25 protein-coding genes are annotated in these 26,160 nt (G+C 63.7%); 9 read left to right on the top strand and 16 right to left on the bottom strand.

Annotated elements, in window-relative coordinates; all coding sequences use genetic code 11:
* Nucleotides 1-4: 4 nt before the first annotated feature.
* Nucleotides 5-1,318, bottom strand: coding sequence for a homogentisate 1,2-dioxygenase (gene hmgA, locus X757_RS163895; RefSeq protein WP_023724853.1), 1,314 nt, complete (start codon nt 1,316-1,318; stop codon nt 5-7).
* Nucleotides 1,319-1,442: 124 nt separating this feature from the next.
* Here hmgA and X757_RS163900 point away from each other — a divergent pair, with 124 nt between their 5' ends.
* Nucleotides 1,443-1,880 carry a MarR family winged helix-turn-helix transcriptional regulator gene (locus X757_RS163900; RefSeq protein WP_023724852.1) on the top strand — a complete coding sequence of 146 codons (438 nt, stop codon included), beginning with the start codon at nt 1,443-1,445 and terminating at the stop codon, nt 1,878-1,880.
* A gap of 31 nt (nt 1,881-1,911) precedes the next feature.
* Here X757_RS163900 and X757_RS163905 read toward each other — a convergent pair whose 3' ends face one another.
* From X757_RS163905 to X757_RS163915, 3 genes are all read right to left on the bottom strand, one after another.
* Nucleotides 1,912-2,535: a DUF4304 domain-containing protein gene (locus X757_RS163905; protein ID WP_023724851.1), complete on the bottom strand. Its 624-nt coding sequence runs from the start codon at nt 2,533-2,535 to the stop codon at nt 1,912-1,914.
* A gap of 18 nt (nt 2,536-2,553) precedes the next feature.
* Complete coding sequence (gene tdh, locus X757_RS163910) at nt 2,554-3,588, bottom strand: L-threonine 3-dehydrogenase (protein ID WP_023724850.1); 1,035 nt, start codon at nt 3,586-3,588, stop codon at nt 2,554-2,556.
* A gap of 112 nt (nt 3,589-3,700) precedes the next feature.
* Complete coding sequence (locus tag X757_RS163915) at nt 3,701-4,888, bottom strand: glycine C-acetyltransferase (RefSeq protein WP_023724849.1); 1,188 nt, start codon at nt 4,886-4,888, stop codon at nt 3,701-3,703.
* Between the two features lie 309 nt (nt 4,889-5,197).
* Between X757_RS163915 and X757_RS163920 the strand changes: the two genes are divergently transcribed.
* Nucleotides 5,198-7,264: a bifunctional diguanylate cyclase/phosphodiesterase gene (locus X757_RS163920; RefSeq protein WP_023724848.1), complete on the top strand. Its 2,067-nt coding sequence runs from the start codon at nt 5,198-5,200 to the stop codon at nt 7,262-7,264.
* A 21-nt stretch (nt 7,265-7,285) separates the two neighbouring features.
* Here X757_RS163920 and X757_RS163925 read toward each other — a convergent pair whose 3' ends face one another.
* Nucleotides 7,286-7,720, bottom strand: a complete 435-nt coding sequence (locus tag X757_RS163925) for a MarR family winged helix-turn-helix transcriptional regulator (RefSeq protein WP_023682928.1) — start codon at nt 7,718-7,720, stop codon at nt 7,286-7,288.
* 162 nt (nt 7,721-7,882) lie between these two features.
* Between X757_RS163925 and X757_RS163930 the strand changes: the two genes are divergently transcribed.
* Nucleotides 7,883-8,290: a hypothetical protein gene (locus X757_RS163930; protein WP_023715231.1), complete on the top strand. Its 408-nt coding sequence runs from the start codon at nt 7,883-7,885 to the stop codon at nt 8,288-8,290.
* 220 nt (nt 8,291-8,510) lie between these two features.
* Here the strand turns inward: X757_RS163930 and X757_RS163935 are convergent, their stop codons facing one another.
* Nucleotides 8,511-10,556 (bottom strand): FAD-dependent oxidoreductase, encoded by a 2,046-nt coding sequence (locus X757_RS163935; protein WP_023724847.1) that lies wholly within the window; start codon nt 10,554-10,556, stop codon nt 8,511-8,513.
* 140 nt (nt 10,557-10,696) lie between these two features.
* Between X757_RS163935 and queF the strand changes: the two genes are divergently transcribed.
* Together queF and X757_RS1000000167655 are read left to right on the top strand one after the other, a co-directional pair.
* The gene (gene queF, locus X757_RS163940) at nt 10,697-11,158 is read left to right on the top strand and encodes a preQ(1) synthase (protein ID WP_023715229.1); all 462 of its coding nucleotides are present in this window, start codon (nt 10,697-10,699) and stop codon (nt 11,156-11,158) included.
* A 36-nt stretch (nt 11,159-11,194) separates the two neighbouring features.
* A complete protein-coding gene (locus tag X757_RS1000000167655) occupies nt 11,195-11,476 on the top strand; it encodes a hypothetical protein (protein WP_023734223.1) in 282 nt (93 codons plus the stop codon).
* Here X757_RS1000000167655 and X757_RS163945 read toward each other — a convergent pair.
* The 4 genes from X757_RS163945 to X757_RS163960 all read right to left on the bottom strand — a co-directional run bounded on the left by X757_RS163945 (nt 11,454) and on the right by X757_RS163960 (nt 15,899).
* A complete protein-coding gene (locus X757_RS163945) occupies nt 11,454-12,059 on the bottom strand; it encodes a hypothetical protein (RefSeq protein ID WP_023724846.1) in 606 nt (201 codons plus the stop codon). The genes X757_RS1000000167655 and X757_RS163945 overlap by 23 nt on opposite strands.
* Before the next feature lie 4 nt (nt 12,060-12,063).
* On the bottom strand, nt 12,064-12,543 hold the full coding sequence (locus X757_RS163950; protein WP_023724845.1) for a DUF3828 domain-containing protein: 480 nt from the start codon (nt 12,541-12,543) through the stop codon (nt 12,064-12,066).
* 94 nt (nt 12,544-12,637) lie between these two features.
* On the bottom strand, nt 12,638-14,287 hold the full coding sequence (locus tag X757_RS163955; RefSeq protein WP_023715228.1) for an ABC transporter substrate-binding protein: 1,650 nt from the start codon (nt 14,285-14,287) through the stop codon (nt 12,638-12,640).
* A gap of 61 nt (nt 14,288-14,348) precedes the next feature.
* Nucleotides 14,349-15,899 (bottom strand): trimethylamine methyltransferase family protein, encoded by a 1,551-nt coding sequence (locus X757_RS163960; RefSeq protein WP_023724844.1) that lies wholly within the window; start codon nt 15,897-15,899, stop codon nt 14,349-14,351.
* Nucleotides 15,900-15,988: 89 nt separating this feature from the next.
* On the opposite strand from X757_RS163960, the gene X757_RS163965 reads away from it, so the two are divergent.
* Nucleotides 15,989-16,891 (top strand): LysR substrate-binding domain-containing protein, encoded by a 903-nt coding sequence (locus X757_RS163965; protein WP_023724843.1) that lies wholly within the window; start codon nt 15,989-15,991, stop codon nt 16,889-16,891.
* A 274-nt stretch (nt 16,892-17,165) separates the two neighbouring features.
* A complete protein-coding gene (gene mutL / locus X757_RS163970) occupies nt 17,166-19,019 on the top strand; it encodes a DNA mismatch repair endonuclease MutL (protein ID WP_023724842.1) in 1,854 nt (617 codons plus the stop codon).
* A gap of 25 nt (nt 19,020-19,044) precedes the next feature.
* On the opposite strand, the gene X757_RS0133000 is transcribed toward mutL, so the two are convergent.
* Both X757_RS0133000 and X757_RS163975 read right to left on the bottom strand, forming a co-directional pair.
* Nucleotides 19,045-19,836 carry a hypothetical protein gene (locus X757_RS0133000; protein ID WP_198024373.1) on the bottom strand — a complete coding sequence of 264 codons (792 nt, stop codon included), beginning with the start codon at nt 19,834-19,836 and terminating at the stop codon, nt 19,045-19,047.
* A gap of 80 nt (nt 19,837-19,916) precedes the next feature.
* Nucleotides 19,917-20,810: a DMT family transporter gene (locus X757_RS163975; protein WP_023724840.1), complete on the bottom strand. Its 894-nt coding sequence runs from the start codon at nt 20,808-20,810 to the stop codon at nt 19,917-19,919.
* 90 nt (nt 20,811-20,900) lie between these two features.
* Here X757_RS163975 and X757_RS163980 point away from each other — a divergent pair, with 90 nt between their 5' ends.
* A complete protein-coding gene (locus tag X757_RS163980) occupies nt 20,901-21,827 on the top strand; it encodes a LysR substrate-binding domain-containing protein (protein WP_023724839.1) in 927 nt (308 codons plus the stop codon).
* 17 nt (nt 21,828-21,844) lie between these two features.
* On the opposite strand, the gene X757_RS163985 is transcribed toward X757_RS163980, so the two are convergent.
* Nucleotides 21,845-22,450: a hypothetical protein gene (locus tag X757_RS163985; RefSeq protein WP_023724838.1), complete on the bottom strand. Its 606-nt coding sequence runs from the start codon at nt 22,448-22,450 to the stop codon at nt 21,845-21,847.
* 113 nt (nt 22,451-22,563) lie between these two features.
* On the opposite strand from X757_RS163985, the gene X757_RS163990 reads away from it, so the two are divergent.
* Nucleotides 22,564-22,797 carry a DUF2093 domain-containing protein gene (locus X757_RS163990; protein WP_023694434.1) on the top strand — a complete coding sequence of 78 codons (234 nt, stop codon included), beginning with the start codon at nt 22,564-22,566 and terminating at the stop codon, nt 22,795-22,797.
* 229 nt (nt 22,798-23,026) lie between these two features.
* On the opposite strand, the gene lpxK is transcribed toward X757_RS163990, so the two are convergent.
* Genes lpxK through X757_RS164005 form a run of 3 tightly spaced genes read right to left on the bottom strand, consistent with a single transcriptional unit; the run spans nt 23,027 to nt 26,157 of the window.
* Nucleotides 23,027-24,055, bottom strand: coding sequence for a tetraacyldisaccharide 4'-kinase (gene lpxK, locus X757_RS163995; RefSeq protein ID WP_023724837.1), 1,029 nt, complete (start codon nt 24,053-24,055; stop codon nt 23,027-23,029).
* Nucleotides 24,056-25,372: a lipid IV(A) 3-deoxy-D-manno-octulosonic acid transferase gene (gene waaA / locus X757_RS164000; protein WP_023671577.1), complete on the bottom strand. Its 1,317-nt coding sequence runs from the start codon at nt 25,370-25,372 to the stop codon at nt 24,056-24,058.
* Nucleotides 25,369-26,157, bottom strand: coding sequence for a lysophospholipid acyltransferase family protein (locus X757_RS164005; RefSeq protein WP_023724836.1), 789 nt, complete (start codon nt 26,155-26,157; stop codon nt 25,369-25,371). The genes waaA and X757_RS164005 overlap by 4 nt, the downstream gene beginning before the upstream one ends.
* Nucleotides 26,158-26,160 lie beyond the last annotated feature (3 nt).

The raw sequence follows: 26,160 nt of genomic DNA, 5'->3' as shown, positions 1-26,160 counted from the left end.
GATCTCAAGACCAGTCGCCCTCCGGCGTGCCGTTGAAGCGCTTCTTCAGGTCGGTCCAGCAGTCAATGTAATTGTCCTGCCTTGTTTCAAGCTCGGCGCCGTAGCGGGTCAGCATTTGCGGGAATCGGGTCTCGAACATGAAGGCCATCGTGTTGTCGAGCTTGACCGGTTTCAGCTCCGAGCGCGAGGCCTTTTCGAAGCCAGGTGCGTCGGGGCCGTGGGCCAGCATCAGATTGTGCAGGCTGATGCCGCCGGGCACGAAGCCTTCTTCCTTGGCGTCGTACTGGCCATGGATCAGGCCCATGAACTCGCTCATGATGTTGCGGTGGTACCAGGGCGGCCGGAACGTGTCTTCCGCCACCAGCCAGCGCGGCGGGAAGATGACGAAGTCGATATTGGCGGTGCCCTCCTCGCCGCTCGGCGCCGTCAGCACGGTGAAGATCGACGGATCGGGATGGTCGAACAGGATGGCGCCGACCGGCGAAAACGTCGCCAGATCATATTTGTAGGGCGCATAGTTGCCGTGCCAGGCGACGACGTCGAGCGGCGAATGGCCGATCTCGGTGACGTTGAAATTGCCGCACCATTTCACCGTCAGCCGGCACGGCGTCTCCTTCTCCTCGAACCAGGCGCTGGGCGTCTTGAAGTCGCGTGGGTTGGCCAGGCAGTTGGCGCCAATCGGGCCGCGGTCGGGCAGCGTCAGCTTGGCGCCGTAATTCTCGCAGACATAGCCGCGCACTTCCTTGTCGGCGAGCTCGACCTTGAACACCAGACCGCGCGGCAGCACGGCGATCTCGCCGGGCCGAAGCTCGATGACGCCCATCTCGGTGACAAAGCGCAAGGCACCGACCTGGGGGACAATCAGCAACTCGCCGTCGGCGTTGAAGAAATGGTCGTCGACCATCGAGCGGTTGGCGACATAGACATGCGCCGCCATGCCGCTTTGGCCCAGCACGTCGCCGGCGGTGGTGATGGTGCGCATCCCTTGAATGAAATCGGTCGGCTCCTTCGGCATCGGCACCGGGTTCCAGCGGTACTGGCCGAGCGCCAGCTCGTGGTCGCCGACATTGGGAGCGGTCTTCCACAGGGGATAGCTCGCCGCCTTGAAGCGGCCGGTGTGTTTGACGCTCGGCCGGATGCGGTAGAGCCAGGAGCGCTCATTGGTGCCGCGCGGGGCGGTGAAGGGCGAGCCCGAGAGCTGCTCGGCATAAAGTCCGTAAGCCGGCCGCTGCGGGGAGTTGCGCCCTTGCGGCAGCGAGCCGGGCAGCGTTTCGGTCTCAAAATCATTGCCGAAGCCCGGCATATAGGAAAATTCCATCCGATCCTCCCTGATCCCGACCGCCGCGAAGCGCGGCCTGCCGGCGATGTTGACCAAACTGGTTTCATTTGTAACCATCGAAAATGTAACTATCAACGGCTGATGCCGCATCCACGGTGCGCATATGGAAACCCTCGAACTCGAAAATTTCCTGCCCTACCGGCTTTACCGGCTGGCCGACGCTGTCAGCCGAGAATTTTCAAAAATCTACCGCGACCGTCACGGTCTGACGCGGCCGGAATGGCGCACACTCTCTGGGCTCGGACAGCGCGGCACGATGACCGCGACGGCGCTCGGCGAGCAGTCGGCCATGCACAAGACCAAGGTTTCGCGGGCGGTGGCGGAGCTTGAGCGGCGGCGCTGGCTGACGCGCACGCCGGACGAGAATGATCGGCGTGTGGAGCATTTGGCGCTGACCAAGGCGGGACTGGCCGCCTATCGCGAGATGGTGCCGCTGGCGAAAGCCTTTGAACGGCAGTTGCTGGCGAGGCTTGGTACGGAAGAGCGGGCGGCGATTGTGAATGGGGTGGCGGCGCTGGAGGCAAAACTCACCTTGGGTTGAGATCTTCCCATAAGTTCGACCGTCGCTGAAATCAGATCGCGAATGCGGCAGGCAACGCCCCTAGACCGTAATAGGCGCGTTCGGCTTCAATGAAGCCTCTGACACGGCTTCGAAATGCCGCCGGATCATCAATGTAGGCTAGAAGCGCCTGCGCTTGCGAAGCCGCGTGTCTTTGAGCGCTTTCAAACAGTCGCCTTGCCGTTTCAAAATCACCGGCCAAACCAGCCGCCACCCCGGCGTGGAAGGCCGCCCACTCCCCGTAGGCGCCCGGCTGCAATTCACTCACGAGGATTTTCGCTGTCGTTTGGACGGAAGGGAACATCGATCGGTGAACCTGATCGATTTCGACGACCTTCTTGGCCATTTGATCAACCGCGAGAAGAAACTGTGGCGGGCTCTCGAACGGAACGAACTGTCCAATGCGCTCAAAGCGATCGAAGGTAATCGTTTCCGGAAGCGAACCCCAGAGCCAGTGGACTGCTACATTAAGGTAAGTGCCTTTGGACCATGAGCTGGGCTGGAACTCGACTACACTTAGCCAGAAGCCGCGATCGGCGATCCAGATTCGGGATTGGCCCTTGCGTCGAAATCCAGCGGGCTTCAGTACGATCTTTGCCTGCGAGGCAATGATACGACCGTGCTCATTTTCCGCCATCTTGCACCCACACGTGCCTCACCAATCCATCACCACCTTACCCGAACTGCCGCTCCTCATCGCATCAAACCCCACCTGAAAATCATCAATCCCGATGCGGTGCGTGATCAGACCCGATACATCCAGCGGCCCCTGCACCAGCGCAATCATCTTGTACCAGGTCTCGAACATCTCGCGGCCGTAGATGCCCTTGAGATGAAGCATCTTGAAGATGACCTTGTTCCAATCGATTTCGAAGCCGGTCGGCGCGATGCCGAGAATGGCGATCTTGCCGCCATTGTTCATCGTGTCGATCATGTCGCGGAAGGCGGGCGCGGCGCCCGACATTTCGAGGCCGACGTCAAAACCCTCGGTCATGCCGAGCGCCGGCATGACGTCGCGCAGCTTTTCCTTGGACGCATCGACGACATGCTGGACGCCGAGTTTTTTGGCCAGCGCCAGCCGCACCGGGATGATGTCGGTGATGACGACTTTTCGCGCACCCACGCATTGGGCAACGAGCGCGCCCATGATGCCGATCGGTCCGGCTCCGGTGACCAGCACGTCTTCGCCGACGAGATCGAAGGACAGGGCGGTGTGGACGGCATTGCCGAGCGGATCGAAGATCGCCGCGATCTCGTCGGGCACATCGTCGGGGATAGAGACGACATTGTGCTGCGGGATCGCCAGATACTCGCCGAAGGCGCCGGGACGGTTGACGCCGACGCCGAGCGTGTTGCGGCAGAGATGGCCCCTGCCCGCGCGGCAGTTACGGCAATGGCCGCAAACGATGTGGCCTTCGCCGGAGACGCGCTGGCCGACCTTGTATTCGGTGACCGCCGAGCCGAAATCGGCAACGGTGCCGACGAATTCATGGCCGGTCACCATCGGCACCGGCACGGTCTTTTGTGCCCACTGATCCCAATTGTAGATATGCACGTCAGTGCCGCAGATCGCGGTCTTCTTGACCTTGATCAGCACATCGTTGGGGCCGATCTCCGGCACCGGCACCTCTTCCATCCAGATACCCGGCTCGGCCTTGGCCTTCACCAGCGCCTTCATCATGTTCGACATGCTACAACTCCTTACTCTCCCCCTTGTGGGGAGGGTGGCCCGAAGGGCCGGGTGGGNTGCTTCGCAAGCGGTCGAAAGTCGACCCTCCCCACAAAGGAGGAGGGTAAAACTCTCAGCCAATCACGCCCAGTTCCTTGCCGACCGCCGCGAATGCCGCCACGGCGCGGTCGATGTCGGCGGTGGAATGCGCCGCCGACATCTGGGTGCGGATGCGCGCCTGGCCTTTCGGCACCACCGGGAAGGAAAAGCCGATAACATAGATGCCGCGCTTCAGCATACGCGCCGCCATTTCCTGCGCCAGGCTCGCATCGCCCAGCATCACCGGGATGATCGGGTGATCGGCGCCGGCCAACGTGAAGCCGAGCTTGCCCATCTCGGACCGGAAGCGCGCCGCATTGGCATAGAGGCGCTGGCGCAGGGCGTCGCCATTTCGGATCAGCTCGAACACCTTGATCGAGGCGCCGGCGATCGCCGGCATCAGCGTGTTGGAGAAGAGATAGGGCCGCGAGCGCTGGCGCAGCCAGTCGACCACCTGACTTTTGCCCGAGGTGTAGCCGCCCGAGGCGCCGCCCAGCGCCTTGCCGAGCGTGCCGGTGATGATATCCACCCTGCCCTCGACGCCGCAATGCTCGGCCGAGCCGCGGCCGTTCTTGCCGACGAAGCCGACGGCATGGCTGTCGTCGACCATCACCATGGCGCCGTACTTTTCCGCGAGGTCGCAGACGCCTTTCAGATTGGCGATGATGCCGTCCATGGAGAACACGCCGTCGGTGGCGATCAGGCGGAAGCGGCAGTCTTTCGCCTCTTTCAGCCGCGCTTCGAGGTCGGCCATGTCGTTGTTGGCATAGCGGAAACGCTTGGCCTTCGACAGCCGCACGCCGTCGATGATCGAGGCGTGGTTCAGCGCATCGGAGATGATCGCATCCTCCTCGCCGAGCAGTGTCTCGAACAGGCCGCCATTGGCGTCGAAGCAGGAGCCGTAGAGGATGGTGTCGTCCATGCCGAGGAAAGATGAAATCGTTGATTCAAGCTGCTTGTGCTCTTCCTGCGTGCCGCAGATGAAACGTACCGACGCCATGCCGTAGCCATAGCGGTCCAGCGCGCCTTTGGCTGCGTTACGCAATTCGGCGCTGTCGGCGAGGCCGAGATAGTTGTTGGCGCAGAAATTCAGCACCTTGTCGCCACCGACCTCGATCTCAGCCGACTGGGTCGAGGTGATCACCCGCTCGGATTTGTAGAGCCCGGCGGATTTCAGACCTTGCAGTGCATTGTCGATATGGGAGAGGAATGCCGCGCTCATGATCGGGTCCTGTTGAGATTGGCGCGACTGTCGCGCTACGCGCACTAAAAATCCATCGCAAAAGCGACCGTTTCGGTGGCACGGCGGGCTCAACCCTGGCGCGACCCGATCGCATGGCCAGCATGCTGGAGTAGCAGGCACGCGAATACGGCCGTGCCGCGAAAGAACATGATAACCATCTCAGCAGCTTTCGTTTACTGCGGAAGCAACAGTTCCGCCGGCTTCCAAACCTGTTAACCCTTTCAAGGCAATGGTGTTCTTGCCACGAATCGGTGGCAGAAATCCGTCGACCGAGGGGTCACCTAGAATATGTCGCAGCAGCCGGCGCAAACCGTCTCGGGCAAACTCATCCTGCTGATCAAGAGCGGCTATTGGCTGGCGCTGCTGATCATCGCGGCTATGGTGATGGCTTCCTTCATCCTGCTGCAGCAGATGATGGCGGCGCAACAGCACAACCACACTCTGCTCGACATCGTCAGCACCCAGAAGGCGCTGTCGCAGCGCATCGTCTTTTTGACCAGCGCAACCGGCTCCGCCGCGCGTGACAAGCAGCCGGCCCTGGTTGCCGCGCTGAAACAGGCTACCGCCGAGTTCGAGACGAACTACGACCTGCTCCTCAAACAGACGGGAGCCGACCCGCTGTCGCCGGCATTGTCCGACCCAAGGTCGATCGAGAGCGTGCTCTACGGCAAGCCGTTCCACCTCGACTATTTCTCGGTCGGGCTGGTCGCCAATGGCGAAAGGCTGATCTCGTCCTTCGAATCCCAGCTCTCCGGCAATGCCGCCTACAAGGGCGGCGGCGAGCGCGTCAATCTCGATGCTTCCGTCGCCAATGCGACGCTGTCGGGTTATGCCGCGCTCGGCCAACGCATCGCCGCATTCGCAGACGAGCGGTCGGAAAAGCTCCTCGATCTCCATCGCACCTTGTTCTACGCCACCATCGGCGTCATCGTCCTGGTGGCGCTTTTCATCTTCCGGCCGATGTCGAAGGCGATCCTGCGCAAGACGCACGAGCTTGTCGATGCCCGCAATTCGATGGCCTTCATCGCCGTACATGACGGGCTGACCGGCCTGCACAACCGCACCTTCCTGACCGATCACTTCGAAACGCTGATCAAGGGCGCGCATCGCCGGCGTGAGAGGCTGGCGGTGATCCAGCTCGACCTCGACCGGTTCAAGCAGATCAACGACACACTCGGCCACGCCGCCGGCGACTATGTTCTGGTCGTCACCGCGCAGCGCATGCGCGATTCCTGCCGCGCGTCGGATCTCTGCGCGCGCCTTGGCGGCGACGAATTCGTGATGATCCTCAATGGCGCCGGCGGCCCCGAGGACATCAACATGCTGGCCCGGCGCATCCTGGAGGAGATCAACGAGCCGATTACCTTCCAGGGCACGACCATCCTTCCAGGGGCCAGCGCCGGCATTGCCGTCTATCCCATCGACGCCGACAATGCCGAGGATCTGCTCGTCCACGCCGACCTCGCGCTCTATTCCGCCAAGAAGCTCGGCGGCGGCAGCTTCTCGTTCTTCTCCGAGGAACTCAGGCGCGAGCTAGACTACCGCAAGCAGCTCGAGCACGACATCAAGGTCGCGATTTCGGAGAACGCCTTCCAAGTCTATTTCCAGCCGCAGGTGTCGCTGAGCAACGGCGCCATCAGCGGCATCGAGGCGCTGGTGCGCTGGAAGCATGCCGAGCGCGGCATGATTGCGCCGGGCGAGTTCATTCCGGTCGCCGAAAAATGCGGCTTCATGCCCGAGATCGGCCGCATCGTCTTTACCAAGGCGATCGAGCAAGCAGCCGAATGGGATCGCGCCGGCATTGCCTTCGGCCGGCTTGCCGTCAACGTGTCCGGCACCGAGCTGCGCGAACCCGACTTCGACCGCTTCCTGTTCGCGACGCTGGAAAAGGCGGGCCTGGCGCCGCAGAAACTGTCGCTGGAAATCGTCGAATCCGTCATTCTCGACGACGAGAAGACGGGCATCGCGGCGAAGCTGCGCCACATCCGCGCTGCCGGCGTCCATCTTGAGCTCGACGATTTCGGCACCGGCTATGCCTCGCTCAGCCATGTCAATCCCAACGAGATCGACCGGCTGAAGATCGACCGCCGCTTCGTCCAGAACATCAACGAGAATGGCGACAACACCAAGATCGTGCGCGCCATCACCGAGCTGGCGCGCGGTCTCGGCATTTCGATCGTCGCCGAGGGCGCGGAAACCGAAGCCGAGCTCGATTCGCTGATGGCGATCGGCTGCGACCAGGTGCAGGGCTATTCCATCGCCTTCCCGATGCCGCAGGACAAAGCGCGCGAATGGCTGCTGGCGCGCAGCCCGAAGAAAGCCAAGCTGAAGGTGCTTCAGGGCAATTTAGCCTAGACTATTGCCCACCGGTGCCGGTCATTTGGCCGGCGCGACATTCGCCCGCAATGCCGCCAGCACCTCGGCGAACTCCGCCAGCCTGTCGTCCGGCAATCCCGCGCGCAGCCGCTTGTCGAAGATGAGAGCCGCCGCCCGCAGCTTCAGGAACATCGTTTCGCCCGCCTGCGTCAGTTCGACCAGATGAACCCGGCGGTTGTCCGGATCGCGGCGGCGCGTCAGCAAGCCTTGCGCCTCCATGGCGTTGAGATGGTGGGTGAGCGTGGCGCCCTGGATGCCGATCATGCCGGCAAGTTCGCGCTGGTTGGCAAGCTCGCTCGACTTGACCGAAAGCAAGGTCAGCCACACCGGCAGCGTGCCGCCGGCCTCGACCAAAGCGGCGTCAAAGGCCTGCGCCACCAGCTTGGAGGTGCGCGCGAGATTCATGCCGATTGGCGGACGGTCAAAGGGAGTCATGCGCCGACAGTAGAACAAGGCGCCGAGCGATGGAACGCGGCATTATACATTGACATCGAACCATTTGATACCTAACTATCATGCGTGTCGATCTACCGAGTTCGTATCATCCTGCATTCGACAGGGATCCGAGGACGGGCGGCGGGCAAGGAGGAAGCGGTCATGCAATATGTCTACATCGTCGTTATCGGCCTTCACGTCATGGCCGGTGTGTTCTGGGCCGGCACCACCATCACGCTTGCCCGCGACCCCGAGATCAGGGCGGAGCGCTTTATCGGACCGCAAATGGGCTCGGCCGGCATGGTGTTCGTGACCGGCGCCCTGCTCTGGTATTTCTTCCACGGCGCCTATTTCGGCTCGATGGAAATGGTGCTGGCGCTAGGCATCCTGGCCGCCTTCGCCGCTGCCGGCGTTCTCAACGTCGTCGTCCGCAAGACCAGCCGGCAGCTTGCCGGCGCGGACGTCGCAACGGAAGCGGCGCTGCGCACCAAAATGGCCCGCGGCGAGCGCATCGCCGCCTGGCTGCTGGTGCTCACCGTGCTTTGCATGGCGACCGCCAGGATGATTTGAGCCCTGCCGCACGTCGCCTCCCGGTTGAAGACCATTCCGCATCGTGCGTCGCCTGGCTCTCGGCTGGTAGCGTACGCGGCGCGCAGTTCGGACGGATGTGCAAGGTGGCTCTCCGCACAGAGGTTTGGCTGCGCGCCACCCATCACTTTGATCGATCGAGTTGCGCCCGCCGGAAGGGTGAGATCGAGCTTTGGAACAAGCCGTAGGCCGGCTTGTAGGCTCAAACCCGCAAGCCGAACCTGATGCCGTCATAGATGGCGGCATGGATGTTGCGCGAGGCGACCGCATCGCCGATGCGCAACAGCACGAAGCCGCCTTCAGGATTGCGTGAAGGAAAAATATCGCCGCCGCCGACCAGCCGCTCATAGTCGACCGCGCCACCATTCTTCGACAGCGGTTTCAGCTGGAGATAGAGATCGTCGAGCGGCGCCGTGCCGTGCTCGACCACCACCTGGTCGACCCGCCTTTCGCCACGCCAGCCATCGGCAAAGTCGGAGGCGAGTTCGGCGACCAGCTGGTTGCCCTCGCGCCGTACCGAGCGCAGCCTGGTGTTGATGGTGATGGTGACGCCCTTCTCCTGGAAGGCGCGCATATAGGGCACGTGGTTCATGCCGCCCATTTCGGGGGCGAAGAAGCGCTCCGGCGAAACCAGCTCCAGTTTTGACCCTGCATTGGCGATCAGCTCCGCCGCGCCCATGCCCTGGTGGCCACCATTGTCGTCGAAGAGTAGCACGTTCTCCGCCGGCTTGATGCTGCCGGCCATGATGTCCCAGCTCGACGTGACGAGATTGTCGCCCGATGTCAGCGGCGGGTTCTGCGGCAGGCCGCCGGTGGCGATCACCACCACGTCGGGCGACAGCGCCAGCACATCGTCCTGCTCGGCCCATGTATCGTAGCGGATCCCGACGCCGAGCCGGTCGAGTTCGGCCAGCCGCCAGTCGATGATGCCGATCAGTTCCTTGCGACGCGGGTTCTGCGTTGCCAGCCGAACCTGGCCGCCGGCCTGACCGGAGGCTTCGAGCACGGTGACATGGTGGCCGCGTTCGGCCATGACGCGAGCTGCCTCCAGCCCGCCGGCGCCAGCGCCAACGACGACGACTTTCCGCCTGGGCCCTTCGGTCATGACGATGATATGCGGAATCTCGGCCTCGCGGCCGGTCGCGGCATTGTGGACGCACAGCGCCTCGCCGCCTTCATAGATACGATCGAGGCAATAGGTGGCGCCGACGCAAGGCCGGATCTCGTGCTCGCGGCCTTCCATGACCTTCTTGATGATGTGCGGGTCGGCGATATGGGCGCGGGTCATGCCGACCATATCGAGCTTGCCGGTGGCGATGGCGTGGCGCGCCGTGGCGACATCGGAAATCCGCGCCGCATGGAAGGTCGGGAACTTCGTCGCCGCCCTCACCTCGCCGGCAAAATCGAGATGCGGCGAAGAGCGCATGCCGGCGACCGGGATGACCTTGGTTAGTGCCGCATCGCTCTCGATCGAGCCGCGAATGATGTTGAGGAAATCGACCTTGCCGGAACCGGCCAATCGCCGGGCGATCTCAACGCCCTCCTCCTTCGACAGGCCTTTGTCAAAATCCTCATCGGCGACCATACGGATGCCGACGACGAATTTTTCGCCGACCACCGCCCGCACGGCATCCAGCACCATGTCGGTGAAGCGCAGCCGGTTGTCGAGCGAACCGCCGAACTCGTCGTCGCGATGGTTGGTGGCCGGCGACCAGAACCCGTCCATCAGATGGCCGTAGGATTCGAACTCGATGCCGTCGAGGCCGGCCGCGTGGCAGCGCTGCGCAGCGGACGCATAGTCGGCCACGATGCGCTCGATATCCCAGTCCTCGATGGTTTTCGGGAACGCGCGGTGCGCCGGCTCACGCACCGGCGAGGCCGACAGCACCGGCAGCCAGTCGGCCTTGTTCCAGCCGGTGCGGCGGCCAAGATGGGTGATCTGGATCATCACCTTGCAGTCATACTCGTGGCAGGCGCCCGCCAGTTCGGCCAGCCACGGCACGATGCGGTCGTCATAGACATGCAGATTGCCGAACGCGGCCGGGCTGTCGCGCGAGACGATGGCCGAGCCCGCCGTCATGGTCAGCGCCATGCCGCCCTTGGCCTTTTCGGCGTGGTAGAGCCGGTAGCGCTGTTTCGGCATGCCGTCCTCTGAATAGGCCGGCTCGTGGCTGGTCGACATCACCCTGTTCTTCAGCGTCAGGTGTTTGAGCTGGTAAGGCTGGAGAAGCGGGTCGTTGCTGGTCATCATCTTCCTGCCGTTCCAGTTTGTGTCGGAGCAGCGCGTGCTGCTCCAGTTCTTGTCTTAAGCATCGAATTTATCCGAAAATCGCTGCACACTTTTTGATCCGATGCTAATGAGCGCGGAAAATCCCCAGGAAAACCACGATGATCGATACCAAAACCCTCACCCAGCTCGGCGCCCACGTCGGGACGCCACAGAGCCCGGAGACCGCGGTCCTGGAGACCGTGCCGTTCCAGCGCGGCGACGGGCCGCCGGCGATCGTGCGCTTCACCTGCCCGGAATTCACCTCGCTCTGCCCGGTAACCGGACAGCCGGATTTCGCTCATCTCGTCATCGACTACGCACCCGATGCCACCCTTGTGGAATCGAAGTCGCTCAAACTGTTTTTGACTTCGTTTCGCAACCATGGCGCTTTCCATGAAGACTGCACGGTGATGATCGGCCGCCGCATTGTGGCGGCAACGAAGCCGCTGTGGTTGCGCATAGGCGGCTATTGGTATCCGCGCGGCGGCATTCCGATCGATGTCTTCTGGCAGACCGGCGCTCCGCCCGAAGGCGCCTGGTTGCCCGACACCGGCGTTGCCCCCTATCGCGGCCGTGGCTGAACTGACGTCAGCCATAGGCGGCTTGGCGCCGCGCCCATGCAGCAGTACGACCGCGCCGCAGCTGCCCTTTCGATCAGCCGCCCAGCCGACCAGATCAGGAGCGCCGGGCTGGTCGAGCACGACGCGCTCGACGGGCAAATCGCCGGGAGCCGCCAAAGCTTGCCAAGGCGCGCGGGCGATCAGCATCGTGCCGATGTGCGAGTCGAGGCCGCAGCCGGCAGCGCCCAACCCGACCAGCGCGATCGCGAGCAAAACGCGAAGCTTCATTGCCGACCACCCGGAAACAATCGGCGGCTTATTCGCACTGATACTGGCTGAGCGCCCATTCACCGGTCACCGAAAGCAGATCGGATATCTTCCAGTCGCCGTCGACCTTCTTCAGCTTCCACTCCAGCCGGTGCTGGTTGCCTTCGACGACGAAGGCGACCACCACCTTGGCCTGATCACCATTGACGGCCTCGATGCTCTTCAGGCTCTTGTCGATTGCAAGCTTGTCGTAATCGGCATTGTCGAGCGCCATGTTGGGGTCGAGGCATTCGCCCTGCCCGGATTTGCGCAACGCGTCGCTCTTGTCGAGTACGGTCTTGGCCGGGTCGACGAAGTTCTTGCGCTGGGTCGGATCGAGCTCCAGTCCGAGATGTTCGTAGAACGGCTTGACCACAGCCGTCGGCGAGCCCGCCAGGACGGGCGCGGCCGGCTCGGCCGGCGACCACCCAACCGGCGGTGTCGCCGGTTCCACCGCTGTCCCGGGTGGATTTGCGGGCGGTGCTGCGCCGGCCGGTGCCGTCACGGCCGGCGCATTGGCTGGCGGCGGGCCCAACAGGCCTTGTGCTGCGGCTGCGCTCATACCCACCGACAGCACGCACATGGGCGACAGCGCCAAGACAAGACGGCGGAGCACGGGATCACTCCGGCGCTTTGTCGGGCATGCATTCCAGCGCGCTCAGCGTCCAGCTGCTGGTCTTGGAGGTGATGTCGGCGACCTTCCATTTGCCGTCGATTTTCTTCAGCGACCACAGCATTTCGCGTTTGGAATCATCGCCTTCCGCAAAAAGGCTGAAGGTGGCGGTGACTTCGGCCGTATCGCCATTGACGGTCTCGGCCAGCTTCAATGTCTTGGCAATCGACTTCTGGTCGAAATCCTGCGCGTCGAGGCCGGGATCGAAGTCGAGGCAGGCGACTTCGTCGGGCTTGTTCTTCGTTGCCCGGTCGTTGAGATCGAACAGCTTGGTCACCGGCTCGGTGAAGCGGTCGCGGTACTTTGCATCTCCCTCGAATTTCACCTCGGGCAGATAAAAGAACTTGACGGCGTTGGAAGCCGGCCCGGCCAGCACTGTCGCTGGCAAGGCAATCGAAAAGACAGCGGCAAGCACTATCGGTTTCATGCAGGATCTCCGGACGTTTGGCGGCAAGGCGGCAATACCAGACATCCTGCATATCGGCTTTTTTGCGGCTCATGAAGCCCCGGCTTGCACCGTCTCAGCCATCCAGCCAGACGTTCTGCAGGTCCATCTCGAAGGTCTGGTGGACGCCGTAGTTCTTCACCTTCTTGTTCATGTGGCTGTAGAGCTTCTGCCAGAAGGGTTGAATGATGACGCCGGAATCCTGCAGGATCTGCTCGACATCCTTCATCACCTCACGCCGTTTCTCCACGTCGATCAGCGACAGCGCCTGCTTCAGCTTGGCGTCGAAGTCCGGGTTGGAATAGGCCGATTCATTCCAGGCTTCGCCGGTGCGATAACCAAGCGCCAGCACCTGGACGCCAAGCGGGCGCATGTACCAGATGGTCATCGAATAGGGATACTTCGTCCAGTCGTTCCAGAAGGTCGAGCCCGGCAGCACCGTGCGCTTCACCTTGATGCCGGCGTCGCGCAGCTGGCCCGCAATCGCGTCGCCGGTGTTCTTCTGCCAATCGTCCTCGACGGTGATCAGCTCGTGCTCGAAATCGGCCTGCCCTGCGTCCGCCATCAGCTTCTTGGCGCCGGCCGCGTCGCGCGTCTTCTTGGGCAGCGCGAAATATTCAGGATGGATAGGGCTGACATGGTGGTTTTCACCGACCGTCCCTCGCCCGGCATAGCCGAGTTCCAGCACCGCATTGTTGTCGACCGCCATCTGCAGCGCGCTGCGCACCCGCTGGTCGTCATAGGGCTTGTGGGTAACGTTCGTGCGGGCAACCAGCGTGGTTGCCGTCGCAACCTCGGACTTCTCCAGCCCCATCTTATCCAGGATGTCGATGAAGTCGGCCGGCGTCTCGAAATTGAGGTCTATCTCGCCGGATTCGAAGGCGTTGATCGAAGCGTTGAAGTCGGTGCCGTAGTCGATGAACTCGACGCTGTCGAGCGGCGCTTCACCACCCCACCACTTGCCGTTTTCACGACGCTTGACCACCGCCTTCTGGCCAACATCGTAGGAGACCAGTTCGAACGGGCCCGTGCCGATCGGCTTCTTGACCGGGTCGGCGCCTTCGGCGTCGAAATTGCGGTGGACGACGAGCGCGGGATAATCGGTGAGGTTCGGGATCAGCGAAATGTCGGGCGCGCTGAGCGTCAGCTTGACCGTATTGTCGTCGACCTTGGCGATCGCGCCTTCCCTGGCCTTGCCCGACTTTTCGTCGATCAGCCCGCCGACGCGAGCGGCCATGGAGTTGCCGGCGACCTTCTTCTCGCACCAGCGGGTAACATTGAAGACCACGTCATCGGCGTTGAAGGCATCGCCATTGTTCCAGGTGATGCCCTTGCGCACATGCAACGTGTATTCCGTGGCGTCGTCATTGATGTCCCAGCTTTCGAGCAGCACTGGCTCGAAGGTGAATTCCCTGGTGTAGCGGACCAGCGGCTCCAGCCAGCAGCGCGAGATGTTGGCCAGTTCCACCCAGTCATAGGTGCGCGGATCTTTTTGTGCCTTGACCGACATCGATATGTGCAGCGTGCCGCCCTTCTTCGGCTCCTCGGCAAAAGCCTGTCCCGGCGCGGCAAGGCCGATCATGCCGTAGGCCAGCGCCGTCGATGCGCCGAACGCACTTGCCAATGCAAGAAACTCGCGCCGGTCCATACGGCCAGCACGCGTCTCTTGCGCCATCGCCTCGATGGCCGTCGGCACGCGATCGCCATTGCTTTTGAAAAGTGTCATGTCTTTCTCCCTTGCGGTTCCCATCGGGTCTTCGCCCGTTATCAACTCATTCGTCGTTCTCTTAGCTAACGCTGTCGGGCAGCCTCTCTTCGCGCTGCGCGATAAAGTCCCTGAGGCCCTCGGCAATGCCCTCATCGAGTTTCGGCTCTTCATAGTCGGCCAGCATGTTGCGGGCTTTCTCGCGGCCGCGCGTGTCGTGGTCCTTCGCCCCTCCGGCCTTCCATTGTTCGTAGGAGTTGAAATCCATGATGGTGGGCATGAAGAATGCCGACTCGTAATGATCGAGCGTGTGCTGGGTGCCGAGGAAATGGCCCTGCGGCCCGACTTCGCGGATCGCCGCCATGGCCTCCTTGAAATCGTCGAACGGCAGGCCGCCGGCATATTTGTACCAGCCGACAAGCTGCTCGCAGTCGGTGGCGAATTTCGAATAGCCGCATGTCAGCCCGGCCTCCAACCAGCCGGCGGAGTGCCAGATATAATTGGCGCCGGCGAGGATGGCGGCATGCATCAGCATGTTGGATTCATAGCCGGCCTGGGCGTCGTTGAGCTTGGAGCCGACATGGAAGCCGGAGGTTCGCCAGGGCAGTTTGTATTTCCGCGCCAGCGCGCCCATCAGATACATCATCTGGGCGGCTTCCGGCGTGCCGCCCATCGGCGCGCCGGTCTTCATGTCGACCGTCACCATGAACTGGCCGTAGATTTGCGGCGAACCCGGGCGCAGCAGTTGGGTGAAAGCGACGCCGGCCAGTGCTTCGGCATTGACCTGCGCCACCGCGCCGACGGCCGAGGCCGAAGTCGATGCGCCGCACAGCGCAAAGGGAGCCAGGATCAGCGGCTGATTGCTGCGCGCATAGACCTTCATCGCGTCCAGCATGGTGGCGTCCCACACCAGCGGCGAGTTGCAGTTGGTAATCGACACCAGCACCGGGTTGTCGCGAACGAAATCTTCGCCAAAGACGATGCCCGCCATCGCCATCGTGTCTTCGGCGCGGTCTTTGGAAGTAACGATGCCCATGAACGGCTTGTCGGAATGCTTCAGCGCCGAATGGATGATGTGGAGATGCCGTTTCGGCACCGCGATCTCCATCGGCTCGCAGATGATCGAACTCGACGAATGCAGCGCCGGGGCCATGTAGGCGAGCTTGTGGAAATTGTTGAGGTCTTCAAGCGTGCCATAACGCCGGTTGTTGTCGAGGTCGCGCACGTAAGGCGCGCCATACATCGGCGCGAAGATGGAGTTCTTGCCGCCGACGCGCACGGTGCGCTCGGGATTACGCGCATTGAGAGTGAACTCGGATGGAACCTTCGCGACCAGTTCCATCAGGAGGCCGCGGTCGATGCGGACGCGTGTCTCGGACACGTCGGCGCCCGCCGCCTTCCACATGGCGATCGCCTCGTCGTCGCGGAACTCGCAACCGACCTCTTCGAGGATAGCGAGTGACTCCTGGTGGATCAGTTCCACCGCCTCGTCCGGGACCATCTGGTAGGTGGGGATCTCGCGGACCAGCGTCGGGAACGAGGCGACGGGGGCGCTCCTCAGCGCCTTGCGTCCGAGGCGCCCGCCGCCGCGGCGGTGGGTTTGCTCGGTCAGTTCAGCGGCCGGTGCGTTCATGGAGCCTCCTCATTCCGTCCAACCAAGTTAGCGAGAGGAAATATGGATGTGATGCTGGAAAATCCTGATCTCTTGTATAAGCTCAACTTATGCGAAGCCTGCGCCATCTCCTACCCTCGGCCGGCAGCCTGATCGTCTTCGAGGCGGCGGGCCGGCTGTCGAGCTTCACTGCCGCCGGGCGCGAGCTCGGCATGACGCAGGCCGCCGTCTCCTATGCGGTGCGCGGGTTGGAGGAACAGCTTGGCGCGCAGTTGTTCCAGCGCCGCCACCGCCAGGTCGTCCTGACAGAAGCGGGCGAACGCTTCCATGCTGACGTCTCGCTCGGCCTGTCGCATATCCGCAAATCGGCGGAGGATCTGCGCCTGCAGGCGACCGGCGGTCATGTCACGCTGGCGGCGTCGACCGCCTTCGGCTCGTTCTGGATGATGCCGCGGCTGCAGCAGTTCCGCGACGAACTGCCGGGCATCGACTTGCGCATCCAGACCGCCGACCGCGATCTCGACATCATCGCCGAGGGCATCCCGCTCGCAGTTCGCGGCGGCGAACCGCGCGACTGGGCCGATTATCACTCGCTGCCGCTGGCCGACGAGGAGATTTTTCCGGTGGTTGGCGCCAGCTATCTCGCGAAATTCGGCATGCCAAGGAGCGTCGCGGAGCTGGCGACGCATCGCCTGATCCACCTCGAGGAGCCCTACCGCGAGGCGGCTAGCTGGGACGAATGGTTCCAGTCGGCGGGCGGCAGCCTCGACAACACCGCGCGCGGCCTGCGCATCAACGATTACGGCCTCGTGATCCAGGGCGTCATGGAAGGCCAGGGCATCGCGCTTGGCTGGCGGCATCTGGCCGAACGGCTCCTGGCGTCGGGGCTGCTGGTGCCGGTGACCGATCATGTGCTGAAGACCGGCAAGGCGTTCTATGTGGTTTGGCCTAAGAACCGTGAGCTGAGCGAGAATGCGCGGAAAGTCAGGGACTGGCTGGCAACGCAGGCTTGAAATCGGTTGCAGCGTAGTCACTATCGCAGAGTTCCTTCACACCCCCCTCTGTACTGCCGGACATCTCCCCCGCAAGGGGGGAGATTGGCAGTTCATATGTCGCGTCACCCTTCAAGCATTGGAGATTGGCGAAAGCCGTCGTGACATCTGATCTCCCTCCTTGCGGGGGAGATGGCCGGCAGGCCAGAGGGGGGTGCTGTCCCGCTGGCGTCTCCAATGTTCGGCATTCATTGAAGCCTTCCGCACACCCTTCGAATCCGCCTATAATACCCCCATGCCCATTCGCCAGCTTTCCGAAACGATGATCAACCAGATCGCCGCCGGCGAAGTCATCGAGCGTCCGGCGAGCGTGGTGAAGGAACTGGTCGAAAACGCGCTCGACGCCGGCGCCTCCCGCGTCGAGGTCGTCACTGCCGGCGGCGGGCTGAACCTGATCCGCGTCACCGATGACGGCTCCGGTATCCCCGAACAGGAACTGGCGCTGGCCATTGCGCGCCACTGCACCTCGAAACTTGCCGACAACATTCATGATATCCGCTCGCTCGGGTTCCGTGGCGAGGCATTGCCGTCAATTGGTTCGGTGTCGCGACTGTCGGTTCGCTCGCGCACGGCCGCAGGCGACGCTGCAGCCGAGATCGCCATCGAAGGCGGCCGCGTTTCGGCGGTCAAACCGGCGGCGGCCAACCGCGGCACCACGGTCGAGGTGCGCGACCTGTTCTTCGCCACGCCGGCCCGGCTCAAGTTCATGAAGGGCGAGCGCGCCGAAAGCTCCGCCACCAGCGACGTGCTCAAGCGCATCGCCATCGCCTTCCCCGCCGTGCGCTTCACGCTGGCCGGCTCGGACCGCTCGACGCTGGAATTGCCGGCGACCGATGACAGTACCGAGGGCAGCCTGCGCCGCGTCGCTCAGGTGATGGGCGCCGAGTTTCCCGACAATTCCATCGCTATCGACGCCAGCCGGGACGGCGTGCACCTGACCGGCCACGTCTCGATCCCGTCCTTCACCCGCGCCAACGCGCTGCAGCAATATGCCTATGTCAACGGCCGGCCAGTGCGCGACAAGCTGATTGCCGGCGCCATTCGCGGCGCTTTCGCCGATGTGCTGCCGCGCGACCGGCACGCGGTGACCGTGCTGTTCCTGACGCTCGATCCGGCGACCGTCGACGTCAACGTCCACCCAGCCAAGGCCGATGTGCGCTTTCGCGACCCCGGCCTGGTGCGCGGGCTGATCGTCGGCGCCATTCGCGAGGCGCTGGCCAATGCCGGCATCCGCGCCGCCACCAGCGGGGCCGCCGGGATGGTGGCGGCGTTCCGGCCGGGAGCCGCCTCCTACGCCCATGCGGGTCCTGCCAACGGTCATCGCAGTTATGACGCGGCCTACCGGGCCTCGGGCTTTTCGGGCTTTGACCGCTCGCCACAGCGGCCGCTGGATATGGGATTTGACGGCGCCGGCTTCCGCGAAAACGACCAGGCTGCATTCGACGCCGGTCCGCTCGCCAGCGCCGATGCGCGTGCCGGCTTAGCCGAGCCGGCCGAGACGCTGCTCGGCACCGCGCTGGGCGCCGCCCGCGCGCAGGTCCACGAGAACTACATCGTCGCCCAGACCAGGGATTCGCTTGTCATCGTCGACCAGCACGCGGCGCATGAGCGGCTGGTCTACGAGGCGCTGAAGAATGCCCTGCACTCGCGCGCGGTGCCCTCGCAGATGCTGCTTTTGCCGGAGATCGTCGACCTGCCGGAAGAAGACGCCGAGCGGCTGGCCATGCATTCGGAGACACTTGCCCGGTTCGGTCTCGGCATCGAGCGCTTCGGCCCCGGTGCGGTGGCGGTGCGCGAGACGCCGTCCATGCTCGGCGAAACCAATGTCCAGCAATTGGTGCGCGACCTTGCCGATGAGATCGCCGACAACGATACCGTCGAGACGCTGAAAGAGCGGCTGGACAAGATCGCCGCCACCATGGCCTGCCATGGCTCGGTGCGCTCCGGCCGGCTGCTCAAGGCCGAGGAGATGAACGCACTGCTGCGACAGATGGAGGCGACTCCCGGCTCCGGCACCTGCAACCACGGCCGCCCGACCTATATCGAACTCAAGCTCGCCGACATAGAGCGGCTGTTTGGGCGGCGGTGAGCACAAGCCAGGTCAGGCCACACGCTCAATTCACCAACAGGCGATAATCCTTGAACCTATGAGAGAAAACGTAATCCCTTGAGTAACCGGCGCTACCGCCGCGAAAATTCACGGAGATTATCTCGAAGCTTCTCCCAACCTGTTTTTGAACATTCATGTAGATGGGAGTCATCAGCATGCCGGCATCGCAATCGTCGTCATCGAAAGCGATTGCCTGAACGACCTTCTTTTTCTTCTTATCGATGACCCGCAGCTTATTCATGCAGACGAGAAAGCCCGCTTTCTCGTAGACCCCGGCAAATCTGTGGGTTGCTGTCTGTGCCCAGAAGGGAATCTCGACGGTGCCGTCAACCTTCGCCTCACCGGTATCGTCGAGGTTTGCGACCTTCTTCAGCGTGATCGGGAACTTGTCCGAGCCCTTGCTCCAAGTCCCTGTTGCGCCGCTTTCGCCAAGGTCGAGAGAAAACGGACATCCGGTGGTGCCAACGGGCGTTTTCGATCCCATGACCAGCACCCGGTCGAACTCCCTGTCGTCCGCAATCTCGCAAAGGAAGACGCTGGTGCCACTGATCTTGCCGTACACCGCTATCGGGCTTTGCTTCGCGTCGTGGAAATAGCTCCCCTCGACCGTAATCCCGCTGCCGAAACTGTCATATCTCTGCAGCGATAGGTGGACGGGGTTAGGTCCGATGGAGCCTTCGTAGTTTTCGACCTGATACCAGCCCGCGGCGGCTTTCCCGGTCAGCAGCAAAACGCAAAAAAATTGCCGATATGAACAGTCTTGCCATTCCGTCCCCCAGTGAAGGCAGCGTACCATAGCTGTCCTTCCTCTGGGTGTCTGCATTCTGATGGAAGCGGTTCTCGGTTTGAGTCCGAAAACAGCTCAAATCATTTGTTTTAACGCTTTAAATTCACCACGATCACGCCGCCCAGCGCCAGTGCGCCGCCGAGGATACCAAGTAGCGTCGGCACTTCGCCCAGCCAGAAGAAGCCGATCAGGGCCGACATGGGCGAGACCAGATAGAGGAAGTTCGACGCGCGCGCTGCCGGGAGGCGCGACAGTGCGGTTGCCCATGCGGCATAGGCGATCAGGCTGGGCACGATGCCAAGAAAGATCACGGCGCCGATACCGGCCGTGTTGGCGGCCGCGGCCTGCGCAAAGCCGCTTGGCAGAAAGGGTGCCAGGCAAAGCGCGCCAAGGATCATGTTGGAGGCCGAAATGGTCAGCGGGTGATGGCGGGCAAAGAGCGGCTTCTGGACGATCGTGTTGACGGCCGAGCACAGCGCGGAGCCAAGAACCAGCAGCGCGCCGGTGTCGAAACTCAAGCCATTGCCGTCGGCCACGGCGATGATGCCGATGCCGGCGAAAGAAATCGCCGTGCCGAACCAGGCCCAGCTTGAGAAGCGCTCGCCCAGCAATGCCATTGCCATGATGGCGGTGAAGACCGGACTGACATTGATGATGAAACCGGCGGCACCCGCCGACACGGTCAGTTCGCCGAAATTGAGCATGACAGTGTAGAGCGCGACGAAGATGGCGCCGCCAAAGACCAGGCGCCACACTTCGTCGAGCCTCGGCAGCGCCGGGCGCTTGACGGCAAGAAAGATCGCCGCCGGCACCGCGGCAATGGCAAAGCGCAGCGCACCGAGTTCCAGCGGCCCGAAAGCGGCGAGGCCGGCACGGATCGCCGGAAAGGCCGAGGCCCAGCCGACCACCGTCAACGCCACGGCGATGGCCGCCGTGGTGTCCATCCGCTGTGTCGGATTCGACGTGCTGGTCGTTGCGCTCATCTGCCTGTCCTCGGGTTCCCAGAGTTGAAAGGCAGAAAGCGCCTTTTCGGCGCCGTTGACAAACGATCAAATCGAGGATCACCTGTGACTATGGATCACAGCTCAGACACAATGGTGCCGCTCGAGACCCTGCGCGCCTTCGATGCGGCGGCGCGAACGGGGAGCTTTTCGGCCGCGGCCGAGAAGCTCAACATCACCCACGGCGCCGTCAGCCGGCAGATCGCCAAGCTGGAGGACTGGCTGGGCTTGAAAGTGTTCGACCGCGGCGCGCGCGGCGTCTCGCTGACCATCGAGGGCAACCGCCTGCATCTGCGCACGGCGGAAGCCTTTGCGCTGATCTCCAGCCATTCCGACCGCTGGGTCGAGCCGCGCGGCACCGCCGTGGTGCGGCTGACCTCGATACCCTCCGTCAGCGGGCTGTGGCTGATGCCACGCATGGCGGCGCTGGAGAACAATCCCACCAAGCTGCGCATCGTCCTCGACGTCGACATCCGCCAGGCCGACCTTGCCGATGAAGGCATCGACCTGTCGGTCCGCTGCGGCCGCGGCGGCATTCCGGGCCGCATCTCGGTGAAGCTGTTCGAGGAACATGTCTTTCCCGTCGCCGCGCCCGGCCTTGCCCGCGAGATCGGCCGCGGCGACCCGGCCCGGCTGCTGAGGTTTCCACTGATCAACGATTCCGACGCCTCCGGCTGGCGTGCCTGGTTTGCCGCGCAAGGGATGGACTACCGCCCGCGCCCGCAGGATCGCCGCTTCGAGGACTACAATCTCGTGCTCGACGCCGCAGCTTACGGGCTCGGCATCGCGCTGGCGCGGCCACCGCTGACCGGACACCAGTTGGAGGCAGGCCGCATCGTCGCCGTCGACGAGCGCAGGGCGCTGAACCCGGTGTCGTACTGGCTCGACCGGCCGCTGGGGCGGCCACGCACGGCTGCCGCCGAACTTTCACGCCGTATCGCTGTCGAGGCGGGGCTGGCGATGGACAAGATGGAAGCATTCCTCGAAGCCGAGCGATAGCGGCGATCGTTCGGTGCTCAGCCAAGCACCAGCAAGGCGAGCCCGACAATGGCAACGGCCAGAAACCCGGCAGCCAGCGCCATCAGGCCGACACGCATCTGCTGCCGGCCTTCGGGCTGGACCGTGTCATTCGACCCAGACATCGCCTGCCCCCGCTTCGCCGCCGCGTCGGTGGCGGAGGCGCGGCGCGGCGGCGAAACCCCCGGTGCGAGAAGCGCAAACCAGGGCAGTCCTGCCGGCTTTGCGGCAGCGCCATCATCGGCCCTGGCCGGCGGCACCGGCAGACCGCGCTGTGCATCGTCGTTGGCTGGCGTCGCCTTGCCTGTCGCAGCCGTTGTCGGCCCGAAATCGTCGGGCGCCGCGTCACCCGGTTCGGCAAGGGCCAGATAGGCCTGCAGGATCTCGGCTGAACCCGCCTGCTGCCCCTTTGCGGTGGCTGCGGACAACAGCGCCTGCAGCGCCGGCGCCGCTGCCGGCTGCAAAGGCGCACCGGATGGCGTCGGCGGCTGCACCAGCGCCTTTATAAGTGCTGCTTTCGCCGGATCGGCCTTCGCCGACGGCACCGCTGCCAATATCATGGCCTCGCGCAGCAGCGCAGTCAGGCGGGCGGATGAAATGTCCATGCCGGTCCCATAAGAATGGTTTGGAGCCGACAATAGCGCCTCAGCATTGCGTCAAGCTTGACCTTGCCGGCAATTTATGGCGATGAAATCAGCATGAACTCTGGCACCACCCCATGATGAACCGCTTCGAAGGCCCTGGCGGCAAGGAAGCCCGGATCCGCTATCTCGACGGCGACTTCCAGGTCACCAGCCCCGGCGCATTCGTGCGCTGCGCTGTGACCGGCGAGAGCATTCCGCTGGACGAGCTCAAATATTGGAGCGTCGCCAGGCAGGAGCCCTATGTCAGCGCCGCCGCCTCGCTGCGCCGCGAGATCGAGATGCATCCGGACCTGCGCAGCCGGGGTTAAAGGCGCGCACAGAGCCGTTGGTCGCGTTCCTTCACACCCCCCTCTGTCCTGCCGGACATCTCCCCCGCAACGGGGGAGATTGGATGATCATCTTTGCTTTCGCCAAATCACCAGCGTTGCAGAATGAGCGCCATTGGCAAAGCTGCTGATCTCCCTCCTTGCGGGGGAGATGGCCGGCAGGCCAGAGGGGGGTGCTGTCCGCCAGCATCTCCGCGTGACGCTGCACGCCCTACCCTCGCAGCTTGCGCTGTCTCCAGGCATCCAGCGTCTCGTCGATGATGCGCTCCGGCACAGTGTCGAGTTCGAACGTGGCGTCGATCTCCAGCACGGCGAGTTCAGCGAGGAAATCGGCCGGGGCAGCGCCATGGCGCAGCCGGGCGGCGTCCTTGGCGGTGGTGACGAGGCCTAGTCCATCGCGGCGCGCGGTTGCCGCCAGTTCCGCGAGTTCATCAGGGGCATAGAAGTGATGGTCCGGAAACGACCGGCTCAGCGCCACCTCAGCGCCTGTGCCGCGCAGCGTGTCGAAGAATTTTTCGGGATGGCCGATGCCGGCAAAGGCGAGGAACCGCCGGCCGGCAAACCGCTCCTTGGCCGCGGGCTCGGCATGCGCCTCGAAGACTGGCCGGCCGGCGCGCGCCGCCTGGCGCACGACCTGGTCGGCGGCAGCGCCCTCGCCCATCTTCAACAGCCCATCGGTGAACACCAGTTGGTCGACGATGTTGGCTCTCAGCGGTCCACCCGGAATGACGCGGCCGTTGCCGATGCCGTAGCGGGCGTCGACGACGACCAGCGCATAGTCGATATGGATGCGCGCGCTCTGAAAACCGTCATCCATGATCAGGAAATCGCAGCCATGGGCTTTCAGGAGCAGCTTGGCGCCGGCGGCGCGGTTGGGGCTCACCGCAACCGGCGCGTGCTCGGCCAAAAGCAGCGGCTCGTCGCCGACATGCTTTGCAGCGTCGTGACTGGCATCGACGACATGCGGCTGCGCGAACGAGCCGCCATGGCCGCGCGACAGGAATCCGGGATTGAGCTGCATGCGCCGGGCCTGCTTGGCCAGCGCGATGGCGATCGGCGTCTTGCCGCTGCCGCCGACGGTGAAGTTGCCGACGCAAAGCACTGGCGCGTCGATCTTTTCACGTACCGCCCGATGCATGCGGCGGCCGGCGACGATGCCATAGACGGCTGATAGCGGCGACAGCGCAAAGACCCGCCAGTCCGGCGCTTCCCACCAGAAAGGTGGTGCTTCCGACGCCACCTATCGCCCGTCGGCGCCCTTCAGGCGCGACTTGACGATCAATGGCTGAATATAAGGCTCGAGCGACTTCAGCGTGTGCGCCAGCGCACCGCGCATCTGGTCGACTGTGGCGGCACCGGCCGCCATCATCTCATGGCGCGCAACTTCATTGCTCAGCAGGAAATTGACGGCGCCGGCCAGCATGTCGCGGTCGCGCACCAGCTTGGCGCCGCCACTGTCGAGCAGGCGCTGATAGGCCTCGCGAAAATTCTGGACGTTGCGGCCGGCCAGCACAGCGGTGTCGAGCATGGCCGGCTCCAGCGGATTCTGGCCGCCTTCCGAGGTCAGCGAGCGGCCGACAAAGGCGATTTCCGTCAGCCGGAGATAAAGCCCCATCTCGCCGATCGTATCGCCAAGGAGGATATCGGTGTCGGCGGTGATCCGGTCGCCCTTGCTGCGCCGCGCCAGCTTCAGGCCCATGCCGGAAATCTGTGCAGCCAGCGCTTCGGCGCGGTCGGGATGGCGCGGGACGATGATCGTCAGTAGGCCATGGTGGCGCTTGTAGAGCGTGGCGTGGACTTCCGCCGCGACCACCTCCTCGCCGTCATGGGTCGAAATTGCCGCCCAGGTCGGGCGGCCGGCGATCTGGCGCTTCAGCGTCGCCAGCGCCCGTTCGTCGACGGGCGGCGGCAAGGTGTCGACCTTGAGGTTGCCGGACACGGTGACCGGCCGGGCGCCAAGCGCGCGAAACCGTTCGCCGTCGACATCCGACTGGGCAACGACGTGTGCGAGGTTCTCGAACAGCGCCTCGGCGATGTTGGCGCGCTTCTTCCAGGATTTGAACGAACGGTCGGACAGCCGGCCGTTGACCAGCACCTGCGGCACGTGTCGGGCGCCGAGCTCGAGGATCGTCATCGGCCATATCTCGGATTCGGCGATGATAGCCAGGTCCGGCCGCCAGTGATCGAGAAAGCGGCTGACGGCCGGCTTCAGGTCGAGCGGAACATATTGGTGGATGATGCGGTCGCCCAGCCGTTCGTCGGCAACCTGCGCCGAGGTCACTGTTCCCGTCGTCAGCACGATGTTGACACCGTAGTCGAGGATGCTTTGCACCAGCGGCACGACCGCAAGGGTCTCGCCGACGCTTGCCGCATGGATCCAGATCACCGGCCCTTCGGGGCGCGGCCGCCCGGCAACGCCGTAGCGCTCACGGCTGCGGCTGCGGTCTTCCTTGCCCTGCGATGTGCGCCAGGCGACATAGGGACCCATCAGCGGATAGGCGGCTGCACCGGCAAGGCGGTAGGCCGCCAGGAAGGCGCGCGCCCAGCCGACGCTCATGGCCTGCCGTCCACGAGCCGATAGGCCTCGGCGGTTGCGGCATTGAGCGCGGCCGTGACTTCCTGGCGCTTGCGCTCCATTTCGGCCTCGTCGGCATTGGCCGGCACGAAAACCGGCGTTCCGATGACGATCGAGGAGCGGCCGAACGGCAGGTTGATGGTGGTCTTGTCCCAGCTCCTTTCCAGCACCTTGCGGCGGCTGGTGGCGATGGCGGCAGGCATGATCGGCCGGCCGGAAAGGCGTGCCAGCAGAACGATACCAAGCCCCGCGTCGCGCGGCGTGCCGTGGGGAATGTCGGCGATCATGGCGACGTTCTTGCCGGCCACGAGTGACTTTTTCAGGGCGATGAGCGCCTTGGCGCCGCCCTTGTCGAGATGCTTCGTGCTTTCACGCCCGCCGGAGCCGCGCACCGCCTCGATGCCGAATTTTTCGATCATCAGCGCGTTGAGTTCGGCGTCGGCGCTGCGCGAGACCATGGCGACCAGCGGCCGTCCCTTGGGATAATAGGCTGGGGTCAGCAGATGCTGGCCATGCCAGAGCGCGATGATGCCGGGTTCGAATTCGGCGTAGTCGCCGCCTGAAAATTTAGCCGAGCCTTCGACCACGCGGTTGGTCAGGCGCACCAGGCGGACGAACTGGGCGAGCAGGCTGACGATCATGCTCTTGACGATTCGCGACTGCGCCAACGGCTCGCGGATCTTGCGCCAGAATGTCTTCGAACTGCCGCCGCGTCTTCTTCGGACCGCGGCGCCGGTGGGCTGCCCTTTCACCGCTTCATACTCCATCGC

The organism is Mesorhizobium sp. LSHC412B00 (assembly GCF_000503035.1).
GTDB lineage: Bacteria > Pseudomonadota > Alphaproteobacteria > Rhizobiales > Rhizobiaceae > Mesorhizobium.
This window is presented reverse-complemented; position numbering and strand designations above follow the sequence as displayed.

Coding starts and splice junctions, on each gene's coding strand:
- X757_RS164005 (WP_023724836.1), bottom strand. CDS start 26,157: ATGGAGTATGAAGCGGTGAAAGGGCAGCCCACCGGCGCCGCGGTCCGA.
- hmgA (WP_023724853.1), bottom strand. CDS start 1,318: ATGGAATTTTCCTATATGCCGGGCTTCGGCAATGATTTTGAGACCGAA.
- mutL (WP_023724842.1), top strand. CDS start 17,166: ATGCCCATTCGCCAGCTTTCCGAAACGATGATCAACCAGATCGCCGCC.
- X757_RS163955 (WP_023715228.1), bottom strand. CDS start 14,287: ATGACACTTTTCAAAAGCAATGGCGATCGCGTGCCGACGGCCATCGAG.
- X757_RS163985 (WP_023724838.1), bottom strand. CDS start 22,450: ATGGACATTTCATCCGCCCGCCTGACTGCGCTGCTGCGCGAGGCCATG.
- X757_RS163980 (WP_023724839.1), top strand. CDS start 20,901: ATGGATCACAGCTCAGACACAATGGTGCCGCTCGAGACCCTGCGCGCC.
- X757_RS163935 (WP_023724847.1), bottom strand. CDS start 10,556: ATGACCAGCAACGACCCGCTTCTCCAGCCTTACCAGCTCAAACACCTG.
- queF (WP_023715229.1), top strand. CDS start 10,697: ATGATCGATACCAAAACCCTCACCCAGCTCGGCGCCCACGTCGGGACG.
- X757_RS163925 (WP_023682928.1), bottom strand. CDS start 7,720: ATGACTCCCTTTGACCGTCCGCCAATCGGCATGAATCTCGCGCGCACC.
- X757_RS163930 (WP_023715231.1), top strand. CDS start 7,883: ATGCAATATGTCTACATCGTCGTTATCGGCCTTCACGTCATGGCCGGT.
- X757_RS163960 (WP_023724844.1), bottom strand. CDS start 15,899: ATGAACGCACCGGCCGCTGAACTGACCGAGCAAACCCACCGCCGCGGC.
- X757_RS163965 (WP_023724843.1), top strand. CDS start 15,989: ATGCGAAGCCTGCGCCATCTCCTACCCTCGGCCGGCAGCCTGATCGTC.
- X757_RS163920 (WP_023724848.1), top strand. CDS start 5,198: ATGTCGCAGCAGCCGGCGCAAACCGTCTCGGGCAAACTCATCCTGCTG.
- X757_RS163915 (WP_023724849.1), bottom strand. CDS start 4,888: ATGAGCGCGGCATTCCTCTCCCATATCGACAATGCACTGCAAGGTCTG.
- X757_RS163900 (WP_023724852.1), top strand. CDS start 1,443: ATGGAAACCCTCGAACTCGAAAATTTCCTGCCCTACCGGCTTTACCGG.
- X757_RS1000000167655 (WP_023734223.1), top strand. CDS start 11,195: ATGCAGCAGTACGACCGCGCCGCAGCTGCCCTTTCGATCAGCCGCCCA.
- X757_RS163975 (WP_023724840.1), bottom strand. CDS start 20,810: ATGAGCGCAACGACCAGCACGTCGAATCCGACACAGCGGATGGACACC.
- X757_RS163990 (WP_023694434.1), top strand. CDS start 22,564: ATGATGAACCGCTTCGAAGGCCCTGGCGGCAAGGAAGCCCGGATCCGC.
- X757_RS163950 (WP_023724845.1), bottom strand. CDS start 12,543: ATGAAACCGATAGTGCTTGCCGCTGTCTTTTCGATTGCCTTGCCAGCG.
- X757_RS0133000 (WP_198024373.1), bottom strand. CDS start 19,836: ATGGTACGCTGCCTTCACTGGGGGACGGAATGGCAAGACTGTTCATAT.
- waaA (WP_023671577.1), bottom strand. CDS start 25,372: ATGAGCGTCGGCTGGGCGCGCGCCTTCCTGGCGGCCTACCGCCTTGCC.
- X757_RS163905 (WP_023724851.1), bottom strand. CDS start 2,535: ATGGCGGAAAATGAGCACGGTCGTATCATTGCCTCGCAGGCAAAGATC.
- tdh (WP_023724850.1), bottom strand. CDS start 3,588: ATGTCGAACATGATGAAGGCGCTGGTGAAGGCCAAGGCCGAGCCGGGT.